This is a genomic window from Mesorhizobium loti (assembly GCF_003148495.1).
GTDB classification, from domain to species: Bacteria; Pseudomonadota; Alphaproteobacteria; order Rhizobiales; family Rhizobiaceae; genus Mesorhizobium; species Mesorhizobium loti.
In genome coordinates, this window is sequence record NZ_QGGH01000013.1 from 20,622 (window position 1) to 34,358 (window position 13,737).

A 13,737-nucleotide genomic window follows, 5' to 3' on the forward strand; every position below is an offset into this window, starting at 1 on the left:
GCTAGCCCCCTCGCTGGCGGACGGTCGTCGCAATCGTCCTGATTGGAATTTGCGTGATCAATAGAACGAGCCGGCGCGTCAGAAACAATTCGGTGTGGCCTGTTGGCAATCCCGCAGCGGCGGGCTGCGTCGCATGGGACATCGCGGCGGCGAGCGCCAATATTGCGTCGCGGATCATTGCCGCGCCTCATCCAACCGTCGGCTTGCTTCCTGCGTCATCGAGATGGCGGGGGGCGAATGTGAAGGCTTACCAGGCGTTCGGCCATCAAGAACACTTTCGTACAGATCACAATACTGGTCGACGACACGGGACAGCGCAAATTGCTCCCTAACAAATCCGATCGAGCGCCCTCCCATGAGCTTCGCGTGCGCGCGATCAGACAGAACTTCAATTATTCTGGATGAGAGGGCTGCCACATCGCGGGGTGGGACGAGATAGCCGTTCCACCCGTCTTCGACCACGTCGTTGCAGCCGGGCATCCTTGAGGCCACGATCGGCAATCCAGCCAAGCCAGCCTCCAGAAGGACGCGCGGGACGCCCTCGCGATACTGGGTGGGAAAGGCGAATAAGTCAGCCATGCCAAGAAGTGCTGGAACATCCCGCCTCGGTCCAAGGGCGATTGCATAAGGTGCGTATCGGTCAATATCCGCTTTGGTGACGGCAAACGGGCCCTCGGATTGCCACGGGCCGACAAGCACAAAACGTGCGTTTGGCCTCTCGCGCAGGACGCGGGGCACCGCTTCAAGGAGAGTCGGGATTCCCTTCTGGCGGGTCAGTCTACCGACAAAGATCACAATTTCCGCAGACTGGAGCCCAAGTTCTTCGCGCATCGCCGTCGCCGAAGGACCGCGATCCCGCGCATTGGCAAACGCATCCGCGTCGATTCCAGAACTGTGGACCAGTCGCCCCTTGCCGCGTCCGACGAGCCGGTAGCGTGCGAAGAAAGCCTGGTCGTCCCGATTTTGGAACACGGTCGCGGCTGTCCAGATGGAGGCCAGTCCCTGCAGACAGCAAAAAATCGGACGCAGGGCCAACGCCCTCGGCTCCAGCGAGGAGAATGTCCAGCCAAGTCCATTGATGGTGCGGATGACCGGAAGCTGCCCTCGTACCGCAATGGGTGTCAGAAGATTCGGCTTGGTATCGAAACTCTGGACGATGTCCGGCCGGATTTCCAACAGCAATTTGCGTACCGCGCGCAAGGTGCCCCACTCTGCGCTGCCGCTGGCAAAGCGGTCGAAACTCAATTGGTGATGTGCAATGCCGTGAGGCGCAAATGCGGCACCATCACTGCTCGAAACCGCGGTGACCCGAAAGCCTCTTTCGCGCAGGGACAGCAGGAAGGGAATTCTCAGGAGGTGATCCTCACCTCCCACGCAAACCAGATGCGGGCTCATACCACCCTCCCCGAACATGCACGGCAGCTCCGTCGCGCAATGTTGCTGGCTTCCGGGTCTTCTTTCATGGGCCCGCTTCATCTCCTCTGCGCTCATGACGCGAAGCCAACGCTAGGAGGAGCCCTGCCCACTGTCCTCGTCTGTTCGAATGAAGCAAATCGTGTTCTGGCAACAAGCCGCCGCGGCGAACAAGGTCAGATGGCTACGCACTGTGTCAACGTGGTCCGTACTGCCGGGATGATGGCCAAGCACGGAGAGGTCCGTCGACAAAGGGGGCGATATCCTGCGGCACACCTTCCTTCATGTGCCTGCGTCGGAATGCGGCCTAGAGTTTTCGGCTTGGGGCACTGGATTTGACAACTGCGGAGGTGATCGCTCGTGCCTCCGACGCCAGCATGATCGGAATGCCATCGCGTATCGGGTAGGCAAGTCCGGCGGCTTTCGATACGAGTTCCTTATCATCTGCATCCCAGGCAAGTAAGCTCCTGGTCATTGGGCATACCAGCCAGTCCAACAGCCTGGGATTGAACGAAGTATCCTCTTTCTCCCGTCTATCGGCATCCATCTGCTATTCCTTTCCTGGCCAAGGTAAGAATGCGGGTCGCGTTGAAACGGTTTCATGCGACGCGCTTTAGGTATCTGTTTTCATGGCATGTCGTTTTCCAAAAACTGAGGTCACTCTTGGGCGACATGCAAGATGCGAGCGCGCTTGCCGACATACAAGCCGTCTCGCGAGATTCGCGCTGCGGCTGTAATCCGTGGACTCCCCGCAAACAGGCAAATCATGAGTGCAAACCACATGATCGGATGGCGTATGATCAAGTGCGGTATGCTGAAGATGATGATCGAACCCAAAAGGGCTAGCAGGGCGTCAAATTTCGCGCGCCAAGCGGATATGGCGGAAGAAACGACGATCCACATCAACGCCAGGACTGCAATGAACCCACCTTGACTGTACAGATCAAGAAATGTGCTGTGCGCCTCGAATGGGTGTGGCAGAAATTGCTGGTTGCTGACAGGGGGGCGTTCCATGTGCGGACCAGGGCCCAGCCCCAGCGATCCCGATCGAAGGCCCTTGTCCACTGCCTCGCTCCAGAGGTAAAGGCGAAGCGCCATAGTGTCCTCGGTTGCTTGACCGCCCTTGTCCTTCGTAAGGCTCTTGGCGAACGCTTCGGCGCTGTCGAACCCGGTGACGACATAGGGGGTCATTGCCATTGCCAGCGGCAGTAAGCCGATTATGAACAAGAGGCCGATTTGGCGGGAAAGATTTGAGTTTCCACCGCCGGTCTTGAGCCACGTCCGCGTCCGCAATCCCAGGAACATCAGACCCGTCAGGATCGTGGTGTATAAGTATGTATCGCTCTTGGTCAGCCTGCCGACATAGAACGGCAGGATCAAGCCGCAGAGCCCTAAGAACCTTCCCCAGCGGTTGGTCGCGGTCGTTGCAAGGTGCAAGGCCAGAGGTCCAAAGAGCGCGCAGTAAAGTGCAAGCTGGTTTGGATTATCTGACCAACCGCAGAAGCGATCCCAGTACCACGGATTGACACCGGACTGGCTGATCCACCCCCAGCCAAGTGCCACTTGAATGGCAAGGCCAACATTGGCGATTGCGACAACCCACCAGGCACAATCGCGAAGATGGCGAGCGGCATCGGGCTCAGCAGCGGCCAGGCAGGTGACACTGGCAAGCAAGAGATAGGCTAGCAGGTCGTGCAGTAACGGGGACAGATACAGGACGGTGGTCAGGTACCCAACGATAATGCCCAGGCCCAGAGCAAGTGCCATAAGTGCCCAAAAGCCGGCGAGCTTGGCGAAGACGGGCGAGGCTTCCATGCGGCCGCCGCCAAGGATACGTCCAATCGAGAGCAGTATCCAAAGCACGAGGAATGTTTCGCCGTAACCGGTGTGCACTATGGGTACGGTGAGTTGTGTCGCGTACGACATCACCACACCGCAGGCCAAGAGCACATTTCGGATTACCATCTGCGGCGTCCAGGCGAAGGCGAGCTAAGGTCACATGATGTCGCCACTTTCGCGCGGTTGCGCCTTTTGCAAATGAGCGGACCAATTTCTCCAATGTCAGACATGATAGTGATGCGCCGTCTGATTGAAATCCGCGTCCCTTTCAGGACCAATGACGAGGGACCTCGCCTGTGCTGCGTGAAATCTTTCGCGCACTTGCTGTGCTATAACTTCGGCAGCGGTTGCGAGGCCGCTTGGATCCAAGCTTTCGACGCAAATCGTGGGAAGTCGGTGTGATTCAAGCTGCTCGACCACGAGATTGACGTGATCAATATGATCGAGACTGCTCTGTAGATCGACTTCGAGAAGCTGTTGAATGATGCCAAGGTTACGCCGGCGTTCCCGAAGGCGCGCCTCTAGAACTTCTCTCGGCGCCTGTAATCGGATGAGCAGGTCCGGTTTAGGCGCTAAATCAAGAGCGCGCGCCAAGCTCTCACGATCGGTTATGCCGCTGAATAAAATGAGTGAGCAGACGGATTGAACCATTCCCTGATCAAAAATTGAAATAACGTCATCGGACGCCTGAGCTATACTCCAAGCCCGGATAAGAACTTCTAGATGCCACTTCAGACGAATGGCCCACAGTTCGTTCCTAGGCGGAAACATTTCAAGCATCTCCGCAGCCGGAGATCGCTGTCCTGTCCACCTCAAATACAAACTCGAAAATGACTTTAAGGCGGCTCTTTTGAGCGGATGCCGGCGATCCCCGATTTGTAATACGACGGTGTATCCCTGAATTTTCAGAAGGCGCATCAACTCAGACGCCAAGGTCGTCTTGCCGGCAGCAGAAGGCCCGAATAACTCTAGGATCATTGTTCAACCCAAACCAAGAGATAGCCCTTCACCAGGGATATTATATCCATCTTCTGAAGCGAGTGCCTGCATCCGAGAAAGCATGTACTATTTCGCGCTCGACGACTTGTTTTCGTCTTTTCTCGGAACCCCGCACATACAGAGAATGAAACTCTACATATGCCGCGAAGATATCACGATGTGTGCCGGAGCTGAGAACGTCGTCGAGTATGTCATACTCAGCGCCTTCAACATCGAGCTTTAGAATGACAATGTCGTATAGATCACGCTTTGCTCGAATCATCTGCGACAGTGAAAACGTTTCGACAAGATCCGGTGCAAACCTCTCTGACTGATACAGACTTCCATTGTGGTCCGCGACAATCGAGCAACCTTCGTGAGTGGGCTCCGCCCGGTCCGCGGGGGGGCCAAATAGTTCGACTTGACCGTCCCTGACGCTGGCCGCCTTGCCGATGATCTCAATATTTATTTCCCCAGTGCACAAAGCGCAAAGATACGAAAAGCAATTTTTGTTGGGTTCGATCAGGACGTAGTCATAGTGGTCTGGCGTAAAGTACTGAGAAAAGAACTTATAACCTTGGCCAATGTTCGAGCCGCAATCGATAAACAAGCCGCGGCTTCGCTTTGCCACCTTTAGTCTAGTCAATGCTTGCCGTGCATCGGCCGCAACACGACGACGAAGCCATTGAAACCTAAGCGGTTCGCTTAGCGACAAGGCCGAGAGTTGAAGGAATCGTCCAAGCCCATCAGTTCGCAAAACGTCCACTGATTGCCGCGTCTTTCCGATGAACTTTGTCGTCAATCCCTCTGCGGCCATGAGCATCCATCGACTCCATTTTATTGGTTTGCTAGCGCAACTGACCCGCCATCACGGCTTCACGCACATGTCTGATCGCCCAGATTAATCCGGGATGAATCCCTAACCGGGAGCGGATGTAGATCGCTTGACAAACGCTCAGGAAAACCGCCGTCGCGCTGGTGACGATGGCTGCCCCAACAGCTCCATTCAACGCGATACCTACGATGCAACCAAGGACATTAACGAGTGCCGCGACAGACATCAGTATAGCCGCGGCGCGCTCGTGGCCTGTCATCGTCAAGAGTTGCTGCTGCGGCCCTACTGCCGCCGCGAATAGCTGTCCCACTATCAGAATCCGAGCTATCAGCGCGCCGGAGGTGAATTCACCTCCAAACGCACGCAACACCGGTTCGGTAAGCACGAGCAGTGGAAGCGCCAGCGCCACGCCGCCCGCAAAGGACAATATTGTGGCTCTTGCGAATAGTGCTTGGAGTCCCGTCAAATCCTTACGCGCGAACAGGCGCGAGATAGCCGGGGCGAAAGCGGTGCTCACCGCAACACGTGGTAGAGTGAGAAGCAACGAGATGTTCGATCCGACCCCGAATATCCCGGCCCCCTTTATGAAGCCGATTTTTCCGAGCAGCACCACAGCCGTCCGGTTCATCAGAACGTCCACGAATGTCATGATCATGATGGGAAGAAGCGAAGGCCACCAATCCTTGAAGGCATAGGTCGGCGGCGCGGCACTTAGGCCAGCGGGCCACAGGCGCCAGACGCTGACACCCGTTATGAAGGCTGCGGTGGCTGAACTGATCAGCAGCATCCACATCACCGCCGTCGCGTCCAACCGCCACGGCGTGAAATAAGCTGCGAGGCCGAGCAGGGCGAGCATAAGTCCGTCACGGACAATTCGCTCGGGCAGGAGTGCGGAAATAACACCCCCAAAGGCGCGCACGACGCCTGCGCCGGTGAGATAGATTGTGATTAGCGGAAGCGTCGCCAAGCCGATTAACACACTGATGGCAAGCTCCGGTTCCAGATGGTGAGGCCACTCCACCACGATCAGCGCGCCAACCGCCGCGATCAGAATTGCCAATATGATGCAGGCTTTGGATCCAAAACGGATGAACCCGAGGGCCATCGGAAATTGGTTTGTTGCCTCATATGCTGGCACGAACCGCAATACGGCCACGTGAAAACCGAGAGTCGAGCCATAAGACAAAAGCGTGATCCAGGCGAACACGTAGGTGTAGGTTCCAAAGCTCGCCGCGCCCACCAGACGGGCGATCGCGATCTGGGTTACGAAGGTCAACCCGGCACCCGCCGCGTAAATAAACAAGGCCCAAACGCTTGCGTGAGACAGGCGTCGGGTTAAACCATGACTGCCGGTCCCTTCTTTGGCAGTCAGCTGCTGGCCAGGTGGCTCGAAACCCCTCTTGCAGCTATCGCGTTTTAGCTCAAAGTCGTCAGTCGCCAAATCATCGAAAACGGACGTTGCCGCGATTGCGTGCTGGCGTTCCAACTGCATCGTTTCCTTCACCGATTTTCTGGATTCCTCCTCCATCCGCTTTTCCGTTCCTCCCACTTCCCGACAAAGGTCGATCGGGAATTTCCCGCGGTGCATCCGTGAGGCAAGCACGGTAACGTCAACTCCGGGCAAGTCTTCATCCGTTCGATGGATGCAAAACATTGCGCGTTCTGGAAGCCTCGCTTCCGCAACGTACGCCTTCGGGTTGCTGACTTCCGAGCCGCGCCCAATCGCGCGCATCGCGAGCCAACGGTAGTTTGAACCTTGGCAAAGCGGTTACGAACACCGGACAAGAGAAGACAAAAGCGAAAGTGAGCCGATGATCGAGGATTTGAAGATGGCTCGCGCCGTATCGAACGCACCCATCACTGAACCTGTCAATTACGACGACGAGGTCGCGAGCTATGAGCTTGCAACCAAACAGAAGTACCAAGATCCAAGCATTGCGAGTTGGTACCTGAAGGGGTATGAGGGCCGTTTGAAGCTCTCCAGCTTGGCATCGTACATCATCGCCCGAAGAGAGCAGCGCTGCATCGGCAAGGCGCTGGAGAGATGCAGCCCGCGTCCGTCTCGACTGCTGGATGTCCCTTGTGGAACCGGGAAGCTGGCTCAGGTGCTGAGCCAGCAAGGTCGCGAGGTGCTCGCCGCGGACATCTCAATGGAAATGATGGTTTTGGCAAAGACCTCGTACGAAGGTCAGCCGGGTTTTCGAGGATTCATCCGGTGCGATGTGACAAAGCTTCCGTTCGCCGACGAGAGCTTTGACACGGTAGTCTGTCTCCGGCTCATCCATCTTATTCCGCCCCATCTCAGACGAGACATTATCAATGAACTGGCGCGCATTTCCAGCTATCGGCTAATCGTATCCTACGGTCTGACAACTCGTTTCCAGCGAATACGTCTGAAGCTGCGAAAGATGATTACCGGAGGAATTTCCGCACCCCATCCCGTGAGACTTGACGTTGCGCGACAGGATTTCGAAGAAGTCGGGCTCGCCCTGACGGACTCCTTCAGCGTTCTCCCACTGCTATCCTGCGAACGGCTGTTCGTCCTTGAGAAGGTAAAGGCTTGACGTGCCGGTTTGAAGGCCTTTCGATAGCGCACCGCCATCACGGGACCAGGCCGCCGATAGTTGTTAAAGACTGATACACACCGCTTCGCCTAATGCGCCGGTGGTCCGAAGCCGAGCACCCAGGCCGTTCTCACGATATTGATCGAACCTCAACAACTGCAGACCGCACTCCGTGGCATAGGCCAAGCCTAGCACAATCCACAGAATGGCTGAATAGAGGGGGGCCGCCAGCGCATTCCTTCCCATTGATCAACGAATCTCTCAATGGGTGCATGTATGTGATTTGGCGCTAATGTATCCCTCGACTACGACGACGCAGGGGGCGGGCGCCGAATCACTTGAAGGAAAGCGCATGACAACTCTCCACTACACGTCAGGCGGATCGGGCGCCGACATCGCAACGGCCGGATTCAATCTGGCTGACGTTTCATCCGTTGACCAGCTCAACGCACTGCCGTCCGGCATGAAAGGCTTGGTCTGGCTCAACGAGGTCAACGGGGCATCCTCGTCTTTTATCCAGAAAGTCACACCCTTCATCGGCAATTCGAAGGTATTTGGCTTCTTCCTTGTTGACGAGCCAGACCCGACCGGCAAGTGGGGTACTTACGCCAGCGCCGCCAATCTGATGGCAGAATCCGACTGGATTCATTCACATTTGCCAGGCGCCAAGACCTATATCACGATGATGAGCTTGGGGACGTCGGCGAACCCGGATTTTTCGAATACCTACAATCCCGCCAACACGCATATCGACTACTACGGGGTGGATGCCTATCCTGTGCGAACGGGTGGCGTGGTCGACTACAACATGATCGACCGATACGTCGCTGCCGCCAAGGCAGCGGGCATCCCGGTGAGCCAGATGATTCCAGGCTACCAGGCGTTTGGCGGCGGCAACTATAAAACCGACACGGGTGGCCAATATGTCGTGCCCACCGCAGCTCAAGAACAGACCATGATGGACCACTTTGCCAAGCTGGTTCCGTCACCCGCCTTCGACTACGCGTATGCTTGGGGCTCCCAGCAAGGCGATACGGCTCTTGGAGACTCGGCGGCATTAAAGGCTTTTTTCTTGCAACATAACCAAAGCGGCGCAAGCATCCCTGCGACCAGCAATGCTATGCCGTCCAGCACAGTGCCTCCGGCCAGCACGCTACCGCCGGCCAACTCTTTGCCCCCAACCAGCACCCTGCCGTCGACCGGCACAGTGCCGTCGACCAGCGATCATGTTTTCCACGGCACCGGCCGTGCCGATGTACTTCACGGCACAACGGGCGCCGACACGATGATCGGCCGTGGCTACAACGACACCTATTATGTGAACAACACCGGCGACAAGGTGGTGGAACTGCAGGGCAGTGGCAACGATACCGTGCGGGCATCGGTGAGCTATGCGCTTTCGGCCGGCTCGGAGATCGAGCATCTCGCGACCACGAGCCGGTCCGGCACCACCGCCATTAATCTCACGGGAAATGAATTCTCTCAAACCATCGAGGGCAATGCTGGCAACAATGTCATCAAAGGCGGGGGCGGGCGAGATGTCCTGACCGGAAATGGGGGCAAGGATGTCTTCATCTTCCATTCTGCCCTCAAGGCCGGCAACGTCGACAAGATTACCGACTTCGATGTGACCCAGGACAAGATCCACCTCGACCATACCGTGTTTGCAGGGCTTCACGTCGGCACGCTTCCCTCCGCAGCGTTCCACACCGGAAGGAGTGCACATGCTACCACCGACCACATTGTCTACAACAGTTTGACCGGCGCACTCTCCTTCGACAGCGACGGCTCGCACGGCGCACATCAGATTCAGTTCGCCACTCTTTCTCCGCACTTGTCATTGTCGGCGTCTTCCTTCATCGTAACGTAAGCTTGCGAAAACGTCCGGGCCTCATCAAAGGCCCGACGGTATCATTCGATGACCATTGGTCACCGAAACCCGAATATGTTTATCTAGACCTTGGAACCAGACCATCGAGTTTGGCGTCAAACACCGGGTTCGACAACGAAGGCCACAGCATCAAGCTGTGCTTGAACTATAAATTCGGATTGGTCACATGGCCTGCCTTCAAGAACAGTGAGGTCTGCATCCCTGGCGCAGCGTCAGGCTCCAGTTGAACACCTTGATCGCCGAGGGAATGGCGTCGCAGAACGACAGGAACGAGAACAGCAGGCCGGCATAGGCTTGACTGCCGGAGACGAACATGTGGTGGCCCCCTACCAGGAGGCCGAACACGGCGATTGCCATTGAGGACAGGGCGACGGCCTTATAGCCGAACAGCGGCCGCCGGCTGAAACAGGGCAACCTCGGAGACCACTCCCATGCCGGGCAGGATCATGAGGTAGATGGCAGGCAGTACGTCGTCATAGCTCCCGGCGGCCATCATTTCATGGAGACGAAAGTTGGCGATGATGTCATCGCTTACGCGCTGCCAAAAAGCTGATGTCCAATGGCGCGATCCCTCCATCCTGATTGTCGGAGCCGGCCCGACAGGCCTGAAATGGCTAGGCGCGGCGTTGTATCCCGAATCATCGACCGCAAGGACGGACCGGCACCGCTCGCCAAGGCGGTCGGCATGAGTTCGCACAGCCTCGATATTCTGGAAACCCAGCGACGTCGCCGCCCAGTTGCTGGCCAATGGCCTGAAAATCCGCGGAGCCTGTTTCACGCCAACGGCCAATCCCTCGGACGGATTGATTTCTCGGTTCTGCCTCGTCGTTACAATTTTCTGCTGTCGTTGCCGCGGGGGGACACAGAAACCGTAATGGCTGCGCGGTTGGCGGAATTTGGGATCTGCGGTCGGATGGCGCAATACGCTGATCGGCCTGCAGGAAGCCGGTGACGCTTCCGCAGCGCGGATCGACACACCCCACGGCCAAGAAAGTTTCGACTATGTCTTCGGAGCCGATGGCGCGCAAAGCGCGGTGCGCCAAGCCATGGCCGTGGAGTTCGAAGGATATACGCATCGCAGGCAATGGAGCATGGCCGATGCCGACATCGACGATGGCCATACGAACTAGCCGCCACGCATTCCTGCATCGTTGTATTGATGAGGCTGTCAGGCGGTCCAGGCGGCGTTGAGGGTGAGAGACGCCTCGAACACCCGCGTCCCACCCTTGTCACGCATTTTAAGGGTTATCTTGACGAGATCGCGATCCGGCATTTCATCGCGAGCAATGTCATGCAAGATGCGAACTGCTTCCGCTCTTGCCTGCTCTCGGGATTCGAACAGCTGGCCAACCTCGTCCGAGACCAGGCCGTCGCCGTTATAAAGATCGAAATAGTAACGTTTCATTCATGGAAGCCTCAGCGTTCTAAATACGTCGACATGCGAATGGTTCCCCCTGCGCACTAGCATTTGCACGAAAACTGGCGCAGCCTGTCAAATGGTAGCTTTTGTCATCTTCCGATGGTCTAGGGTTCGGCTTCCCGACATACAGGCGATCGGCTTCCCACTTCGATCGCCCCGAGGCCGCCATGCTGGAACCCCTTTATCTGCAACTTGGTCAGCATGACGATCTATCGAACGAAGAGAAGGCTGTGCTCGCCGAGACGGTCACCTTTGGAAGAGATTTTGAAAAGGGCCAGGACCTCGTCTCGACAGGATCGCGGCCAGCCTACAGCACGATGCTGCTCGACGGCCTGGCGGCACGCTACAAAGTGCTCGAGGATGGTGGCCGGCAGTTCACCTCCTTGCAGGTGCCTGGCGACTTCGTCGACCTCCACGCCTTCCTGCTGAAGACGATGGACCACGGCATCGTTGCGCTCTCTCCTTGCCGTGTCATGTTCGCGGACCACAGCAAATTGAGGACAATTACCGAACGGGCGCCGCACCTGACCCGCCTGTTGTGGCTCGACACACTGGTCGATGGCGCCATTCATCGCGAATGGATCGTGGCAATGGGCAGGCGCTCCAAGACTTCGCATCTCGCCCATCTCATATGCGAACTCTTCGTTCGCCTGCAGGTGGTCAAGCGCACCAGCGGCATGAGCTTCGACCTGCCCCTTTCGCAAGCGGAGATGGCCGATGTGCTGGGTCTGTCGGTTGTGCATATGAACCGGGTGATCGGATCCCTGAAAAAGACCAAGGTCATCACCTGGGTGAACCACACGGTCACCATTCTGGATTGGGATCAGCTTGCAGAGCTTGCCGAGTTCGATCCTACCTATCTAAGCATGAACAACGAACCCAGGTGAGCGACTTGCTTCAAGTCGCCGCGCTGCTTGCCTCGTCTAATGGTGCCCACTGACAGGCAACGTTGCGGGACGTATCGGCATGTCCTCCAAGCTCACCCATATGTGGAACCGGCCTGCTAAAGGCGCACAATGGCCGCAAGCTTCAAACGCCTGCGCTGGCCTTCCGCATAGGCAAGGGCGATGGACTCGAGCTCGAACTGACGGCAAACTTGTTGGTCGTCTCCGACCACGCGGACGAACCATTCGCCACACGCTTCGACGACCTCAATGCGCGGCTCTACGGCGGCGCCGCTGGGTTCAAACTTTTCGTCGTTTTCGCGTTGGGGATGGGCCACGCCTTCCTCCTGATCTGGCGAGACATCAGCGTCCCATCGAACGAAGGTCCGGTCATTTAAATTTGATGGACCTGTGGTTTGCCGAATGTGCCGTGCTCCGTCCTCATGGCGGCGACTTTTGGCAGTCCTTCGCCTGCATCCTGGAACCAACCCTTTTTGATGAAGTTCGACCCGGTGAAGGGACGACTTTCTCAGGGAGATTTTCGTATGAAACAGTTCCCGTCACCAGCATGCTGGTGATCGGGCTTGGCTGTGGAACGGCAATGGCTCAACAACAGTCGGAAAGCCAGCGGGGAGCAGATACAAACTGCGCCGCCGGAACCGCTAACCGCAAGACCGGGGCCAAGGCCGGTGAGCAGGCCCAAGGCAAGCCCGGCGCTACTACGGACCAGCAGGCCCAAGGCAAGACTCTACGCAGCATAAGACTTCGACCGCTTCGACAATGTGACGGTCGAACAGAAAACCCAAATCACCCAGATGATCAAAGAGACGAAGGTCGAGCCCGTAGCCAATGTCGATTTCGAGGTTTCCGTAGGCATCGAGGTGCCGCGTCACAAGATCAGGCTGCATCGCTTGCCGGCTCGCATCGTCAAGATTGTCCCAGCTTATGAGACATATGAGTATTTCGTGCTCGCCGACGGCCGGATCGTCATCGTTGACCCGGATACATTTAAGATCGTGCTCATTCCTAGCATGATACCCGCAGCCCGTCTTGCCCGCAGCACGACGGGCTGCGTTATTGCCATCCGGCGATCGCGGGCAATCACCGATGAAGGGACGAACCGGCGTGGCTTTCGGTTGGAGCATTCAGGCGTTTGGGATACAGAGGGCCAACACCCAGACCGACCTTCACCGCAAGACGCCAGGATAGGCTTCGCCTTTCAACAAGCCAGCGAGATGGGCAGCGTTGGAAGCAGTCATTTCGATCGCGGCGGCAACCTTTTCCGGCGTTTCAGGCAGGTCGATATAATTGACATCGCCCATGGCTTCGCCGACCCAGTAGATTCCACTGTTGGCGGGAATGGTGAAGCCGACATCGTTCAGGGCTTGAAAGCATGCAGCATGGCAGTGATGCGCCCCATCCTCATTGCCGACAATGGCCACCAGAGCAACCTTTCCGGCCGCCGGCATGCGCCCCTGGCCATCGGTTTCGTCCAAGAACGCATCCATGCGCTCCAGCACGCGCTTGGCAACGCTCGAGGGCTGACCGAGCCATATCGGCAACCCAAGCACGAAAATATCGGCTGCCAGAATCTTCCGCCTGAGTTTCGGCCAGTCGTCGCCCTTGCCCATGTCTGAAAGCACACCGGCCTTGATATCATGATCGAGCGAACGCACGATCTCGCCCTTGACCCCATGCGGTACCAGCGCTGCCAGAAGGTCGGCAAGCAGGCGGTCGGTGGAGGATTTCTCCTTGTCGCCGGAGGCCTTGAGAGAGCAATTGAGGGCGAAGGCTGTCAGCTGCATTTGAACGTCCTTGACTGTTTCGAGGGCCCCCCGATCAATCGGCATTGTTGCCTTCGCGACGGGATCACATGGCAGTCAACGCCATCTTGAAAGACTTGTTCCGGAAGA

At 57.2% G+C, this 13,737-nt stretch carries 16 protein-coding genes and 1 pseudogene; 5 read left to right on the forward strand and 12 right to left on the reverse strand.

What is annotated here, in order from left to right:
* Position 1 precedes the first annotated feature (1 nt).
* The 7 genes from C8D77_RS37775 to C8D77_RS29560 all read right to left on the reverse strand — a co-directional run bounded on the left by C8D77_RS37775 (position 2) and on the right by C8D77_RS29560 (position 6,593).
* A complete protein-coding gene (locus tag C8D77_RS37775; protein WP_164548599.1) occupies positions 2-178 on the reverse strand; it encodes a hypothetical protein in 177 nt (58 codons plus the stop codon).
* On the reverse strand, positions 175-1,395 hold the full coding sequence (locus tag C8D77_RS29535; RefSeq protein WP_109671178.1) for a glycosyltransferase: 1,221 nt from the start codon (positions 1,393-1,395) through the stop codon (positions 175-177). The genes C8D77_RS37775 and C8D77_RS29535 overlap by 4 nt, the downstream gene beginning before the upstream one ends.
* 325 nt (positions 1,396-1,720) lie before the next feature.
* Positions 1,721-1,960 carry a Trm112 family protein gene (locus tag C8D77_RS29540; protein ID WP_109670897.1) on the reverse strand — a complete coding sequence of 80 codons (240 nt, stop codon included), beginning with the start codon at positions 1,958-1,960 and terminating at the stop codon, positions 1,721-1,723.
* Positions 1,961-2,070: 110 nt separating this feature from the next.
* The gene (locus tag C8D77_RS29545) at positions 2,071-3,378 is read right to left on the reverse strand and encodes an O-antigen ligase family protein (RefSeq protein ID WP_109670899.1); all 1,308 of its coding nucleotides are present in this window, start codon (positions 3,376-3,378) and stop codon (positions 2,071-2,073) included.
* 96 nt (positions 3,379-3,474) lie between these two features.
* On the reverse strand, positions 3,475-4,230 hold the full coding sequence (locus tag C8D77_RS29550) for a nucleoside/nucleotide kinase family protein (protein WP_109670901.1): 756 nt from the start codon (positions 4,228-4,230) through the stop codon (positions 3,475-3,477).
* A gap of 40 nt (positions 4,231-4,270) precedes the next feature.
* On the reverse strand, positions 4,271-5,053 hold the full coding sequence (locus C8D77_RS29555) for an FkbM family methyltransferase (RefSeq protein ID WP_109670904.1): 783 nt from the start codon (positions 5,051-5,053) through the stop codon (positions 4,271-4,273).
* Positions 5,054-5,078: 25 nt separating this feature from the next.
* Entirely contained in the window at positions 5,079-6,593 is a 1,515-nt protein-coding gene (locus C8D77_RS29560; protein ID WP_164548598.1) for an oligosaccharide flippase family protein, read from the reverse strand.
* Positions 6,594-6,876: 283 nt separating this feature from the next.
* On the opposite strand from C8D77_RS29560, the gene C8D77_RS29565 reads away from it, so the two are divergent.
* Positions 6,877-7,629 (forward strand): class I SAM-dependent methyltransferase, encoded by a 753-nt coding sequence (locus C8D77_RS29565; RefSeq protein WP_109670908.1) that lies wholly within the window; start codon positions 6,877-6,879, stop codon positions 7,627-7,629.
* Between the two features lie 352 nt (positions 7,630-7,981).
* A complete protein-coding gene (locus C8D77_RS29575; protein WP_109671179.1) occupies positions 7,982-9,499 on the forward strand; it encodes a calcium-binding protein in 1,518 nt (505 codons plus the stop codon).
* Between the two features lie 198 nt (positions 9,500-9,697).
* On the opposite strand, the gene C8D77_RS38970 is transcribed toward C8D77_RS29575, so the two are convergent.
* On the reverse strand, positions 9,698-9,877 hold the full coding sequence (locus tag C8D77_RS38970; RefSeq protein ID WP_342770060.1) for a cbb3-type cytochrome c oxidase subunit I: 180 nt from the start codon (positions 9,875-9,877) through the stop codon (positions 9,698-9,700).
* Between the two features lie 19 nt (positions 9,878-9,896).
* Positions 9,897-10,268, reverse strand: coding sequence for a hypothetical protein (locus C8D77_RS38975; protein ID WP_245462997.1), 372 nt, complete (start codon positions 10,266-10,268; stop codon positions 9,897-9,899).
* Between the two features lie 148 nt (positions 10,269-10,416).
* Between C8D77_RS38975 and C8D77_RS29585 the strand changes: the two genes are divergently transcribed.
* Entirely contained in the window at positions 10,417-10,650 is a 234-nt protein-coding gene (locus C8D77_RS29585) for an FAD-dependent monooxygenase (RefSeq protein WP_170136859.1), read from the forward strand.
* A gap of 38 nt (positions 10,651-10,688) precedes the next feature.
* Here the strand turns inward: C8D77_RS29585 and C8D77_RS29590 are convergent, their stop codons facing one another.
* Complete coding sequence (locus C8D77_RS29590) at positions 10,689-10,925, reverse strand: DUF6894 family protein (RefSeq protein WP_109670915.1); 237 nt, start codon at positions 10,923-10,925, stop codon at positions 10,689-10,691.
* Positions 10,926-11,107: 182 nt separating this feature from the next.
* Here C8D77_RS29590 and C8D77_RS29595 point away from each other — a divergent pair, with 182 nt between their 5' ends.
* A complete protein-coding gene (locus C8D77_RS29595; RefSeq protein ID WP_109670917.1) occupies positions 11,108-11,827 on the forward strand; it encodes a Crp/Fnr family transcriptional regulator in 720 nt (239 codons plus the stop codon).
* 116 nt (positions 11,828-11,943) lie between these two features.
* Here the strand turns inward: C8D77_RS29595 and C8D77_RS29600 are convergent, their stop codons facing one another.
* Entirely contained in the window at positions 11,944-12,162 is a 219-nt protein-coding gene (locus C8D77_RS29600; RefSeq protein ID WP_109670919.1) for a hypothetical protein, read from the reverse strand.
* Positions 12,163-12,639: 477 nt separating this feature from the next.
* Here C8D77_RS29600 and C8D77_RS38475 point away from each other — a divergent pair.
* Positions 12,640-12,789: pseudogene (locus C8D77_RS38475) on the forward strand (DUF1236 domain-containing protein); the annotation flags it as partial.
* Between the two features lie 222 nt (positions 12,790-13,011).
* On the opposite strand, the gene C8D77_RS29610 reads toward C8D77_RS38475, so the two are convergent.
* Positions 13,012-13,629, reverse strand: coding sequence for a flavodoxin family protein (locus C8D77_RS29610; RefSeq protein ID WP_109670922.1), 618 nt, complete (start codon positions 13,627-13,629; stop codon positions 13,012-13,014).
* Positions 13,630-13,737 lie beyond the last annotated feature (108 nt).

Bases quoted from the DNA above. Each gene is read 5' to 3' on its own strand.
- C8D77_RS29540 (WP_109670897.1), bottom strand. From the start codon at position 1,960: ATGGATGCCGATAGACGGGAGAAAGAGGATACTTCGTTCAATCCCAGG.
- C8D77_RS29545 (WP_109670899.1), bottom strand. From the start codon at position 3,378: ATGGTAATCCGAAATGTGCTCTTGGCCTGCGGTGTGGTGATGTCGTAC.
- C8D77_RS29550 (WP_109670901.1), bottom strand. From the start codon at position 4,230: ATGATCCTAGAGTTATTCGGGCCTTCTGCTGCCGGCAAGACGACCTTG.
- C8D77_RS29535 (WP_109671178.1), bottom strand. From the start codon at position 1,395: ATGAGCCCGCATCTGGTTTGCGTGGGAGGTGAGGATCACCTCCTGAGA.
- C8D77_RS29595 (WP_109670917.1), top strand. From the start codon at position 11,108: ATGCTGGAACCCCTTTATCTGCAACTTGGTCAGCATGACGATCTATCG.
- C8D77_RS38970 (WP_342770060.1), bottom strand. From the start codon at position 9,877: ATGGCAATCGCCGTGTTCGGCCTCCTGGTAGGGGGCCACCACATGTTC.
- C8D77_RS29575 (WP_109671179.1), top strand. From the start codon at position 7,982: ATGACAACTCTCCACTACACGTCAGGCGGATCGGGCGCCGACATCGCA.
- C8D77_RS37775 (WP_164548599.1), bottom strand. From the start codon at position 178: ATGATCCGCGACGCAATATTGGCGCTCGCCGCCGCGATGTCCCATGCG.
- C8D77_RS29565 (WP_109670908.1), top strand. From the start codon at position 6,877: ATGATCGAGGATTTGAAGATGGCTCGCGCCGTATCGAACGCACCCATC.
- C8D77_RS29590 (WP_109670915.1), bottom strand. From the start codon at position 10,925: ATGAAACGTTACTATTTCGATCTTTATAACGGCGACGGCCTGGTCTCG.
- C8D77_RS29555 (WP_109670904.1), bottom strand. From the start codon at position 5,053: ATGCTCATGGCCGCAGAGGGATTGACGACAAAGTTCATCGGAAAGACG.
- C8D77_RS29560 (WP_164548598.1), bottom strand. From the start codon at position 6,593: ATGGAGGAGGAATCCAGAAAATCGGTGAAGGAAACGATGCAGTTGGAA.
- C8D77_RS29610 (WP_109670922.1), bottom strand. From the start codon at position 13,629: ATGCAGCTGACAGCCTTCGCCCTCAATTGCTCTCTCAAGGCCTCCGGC.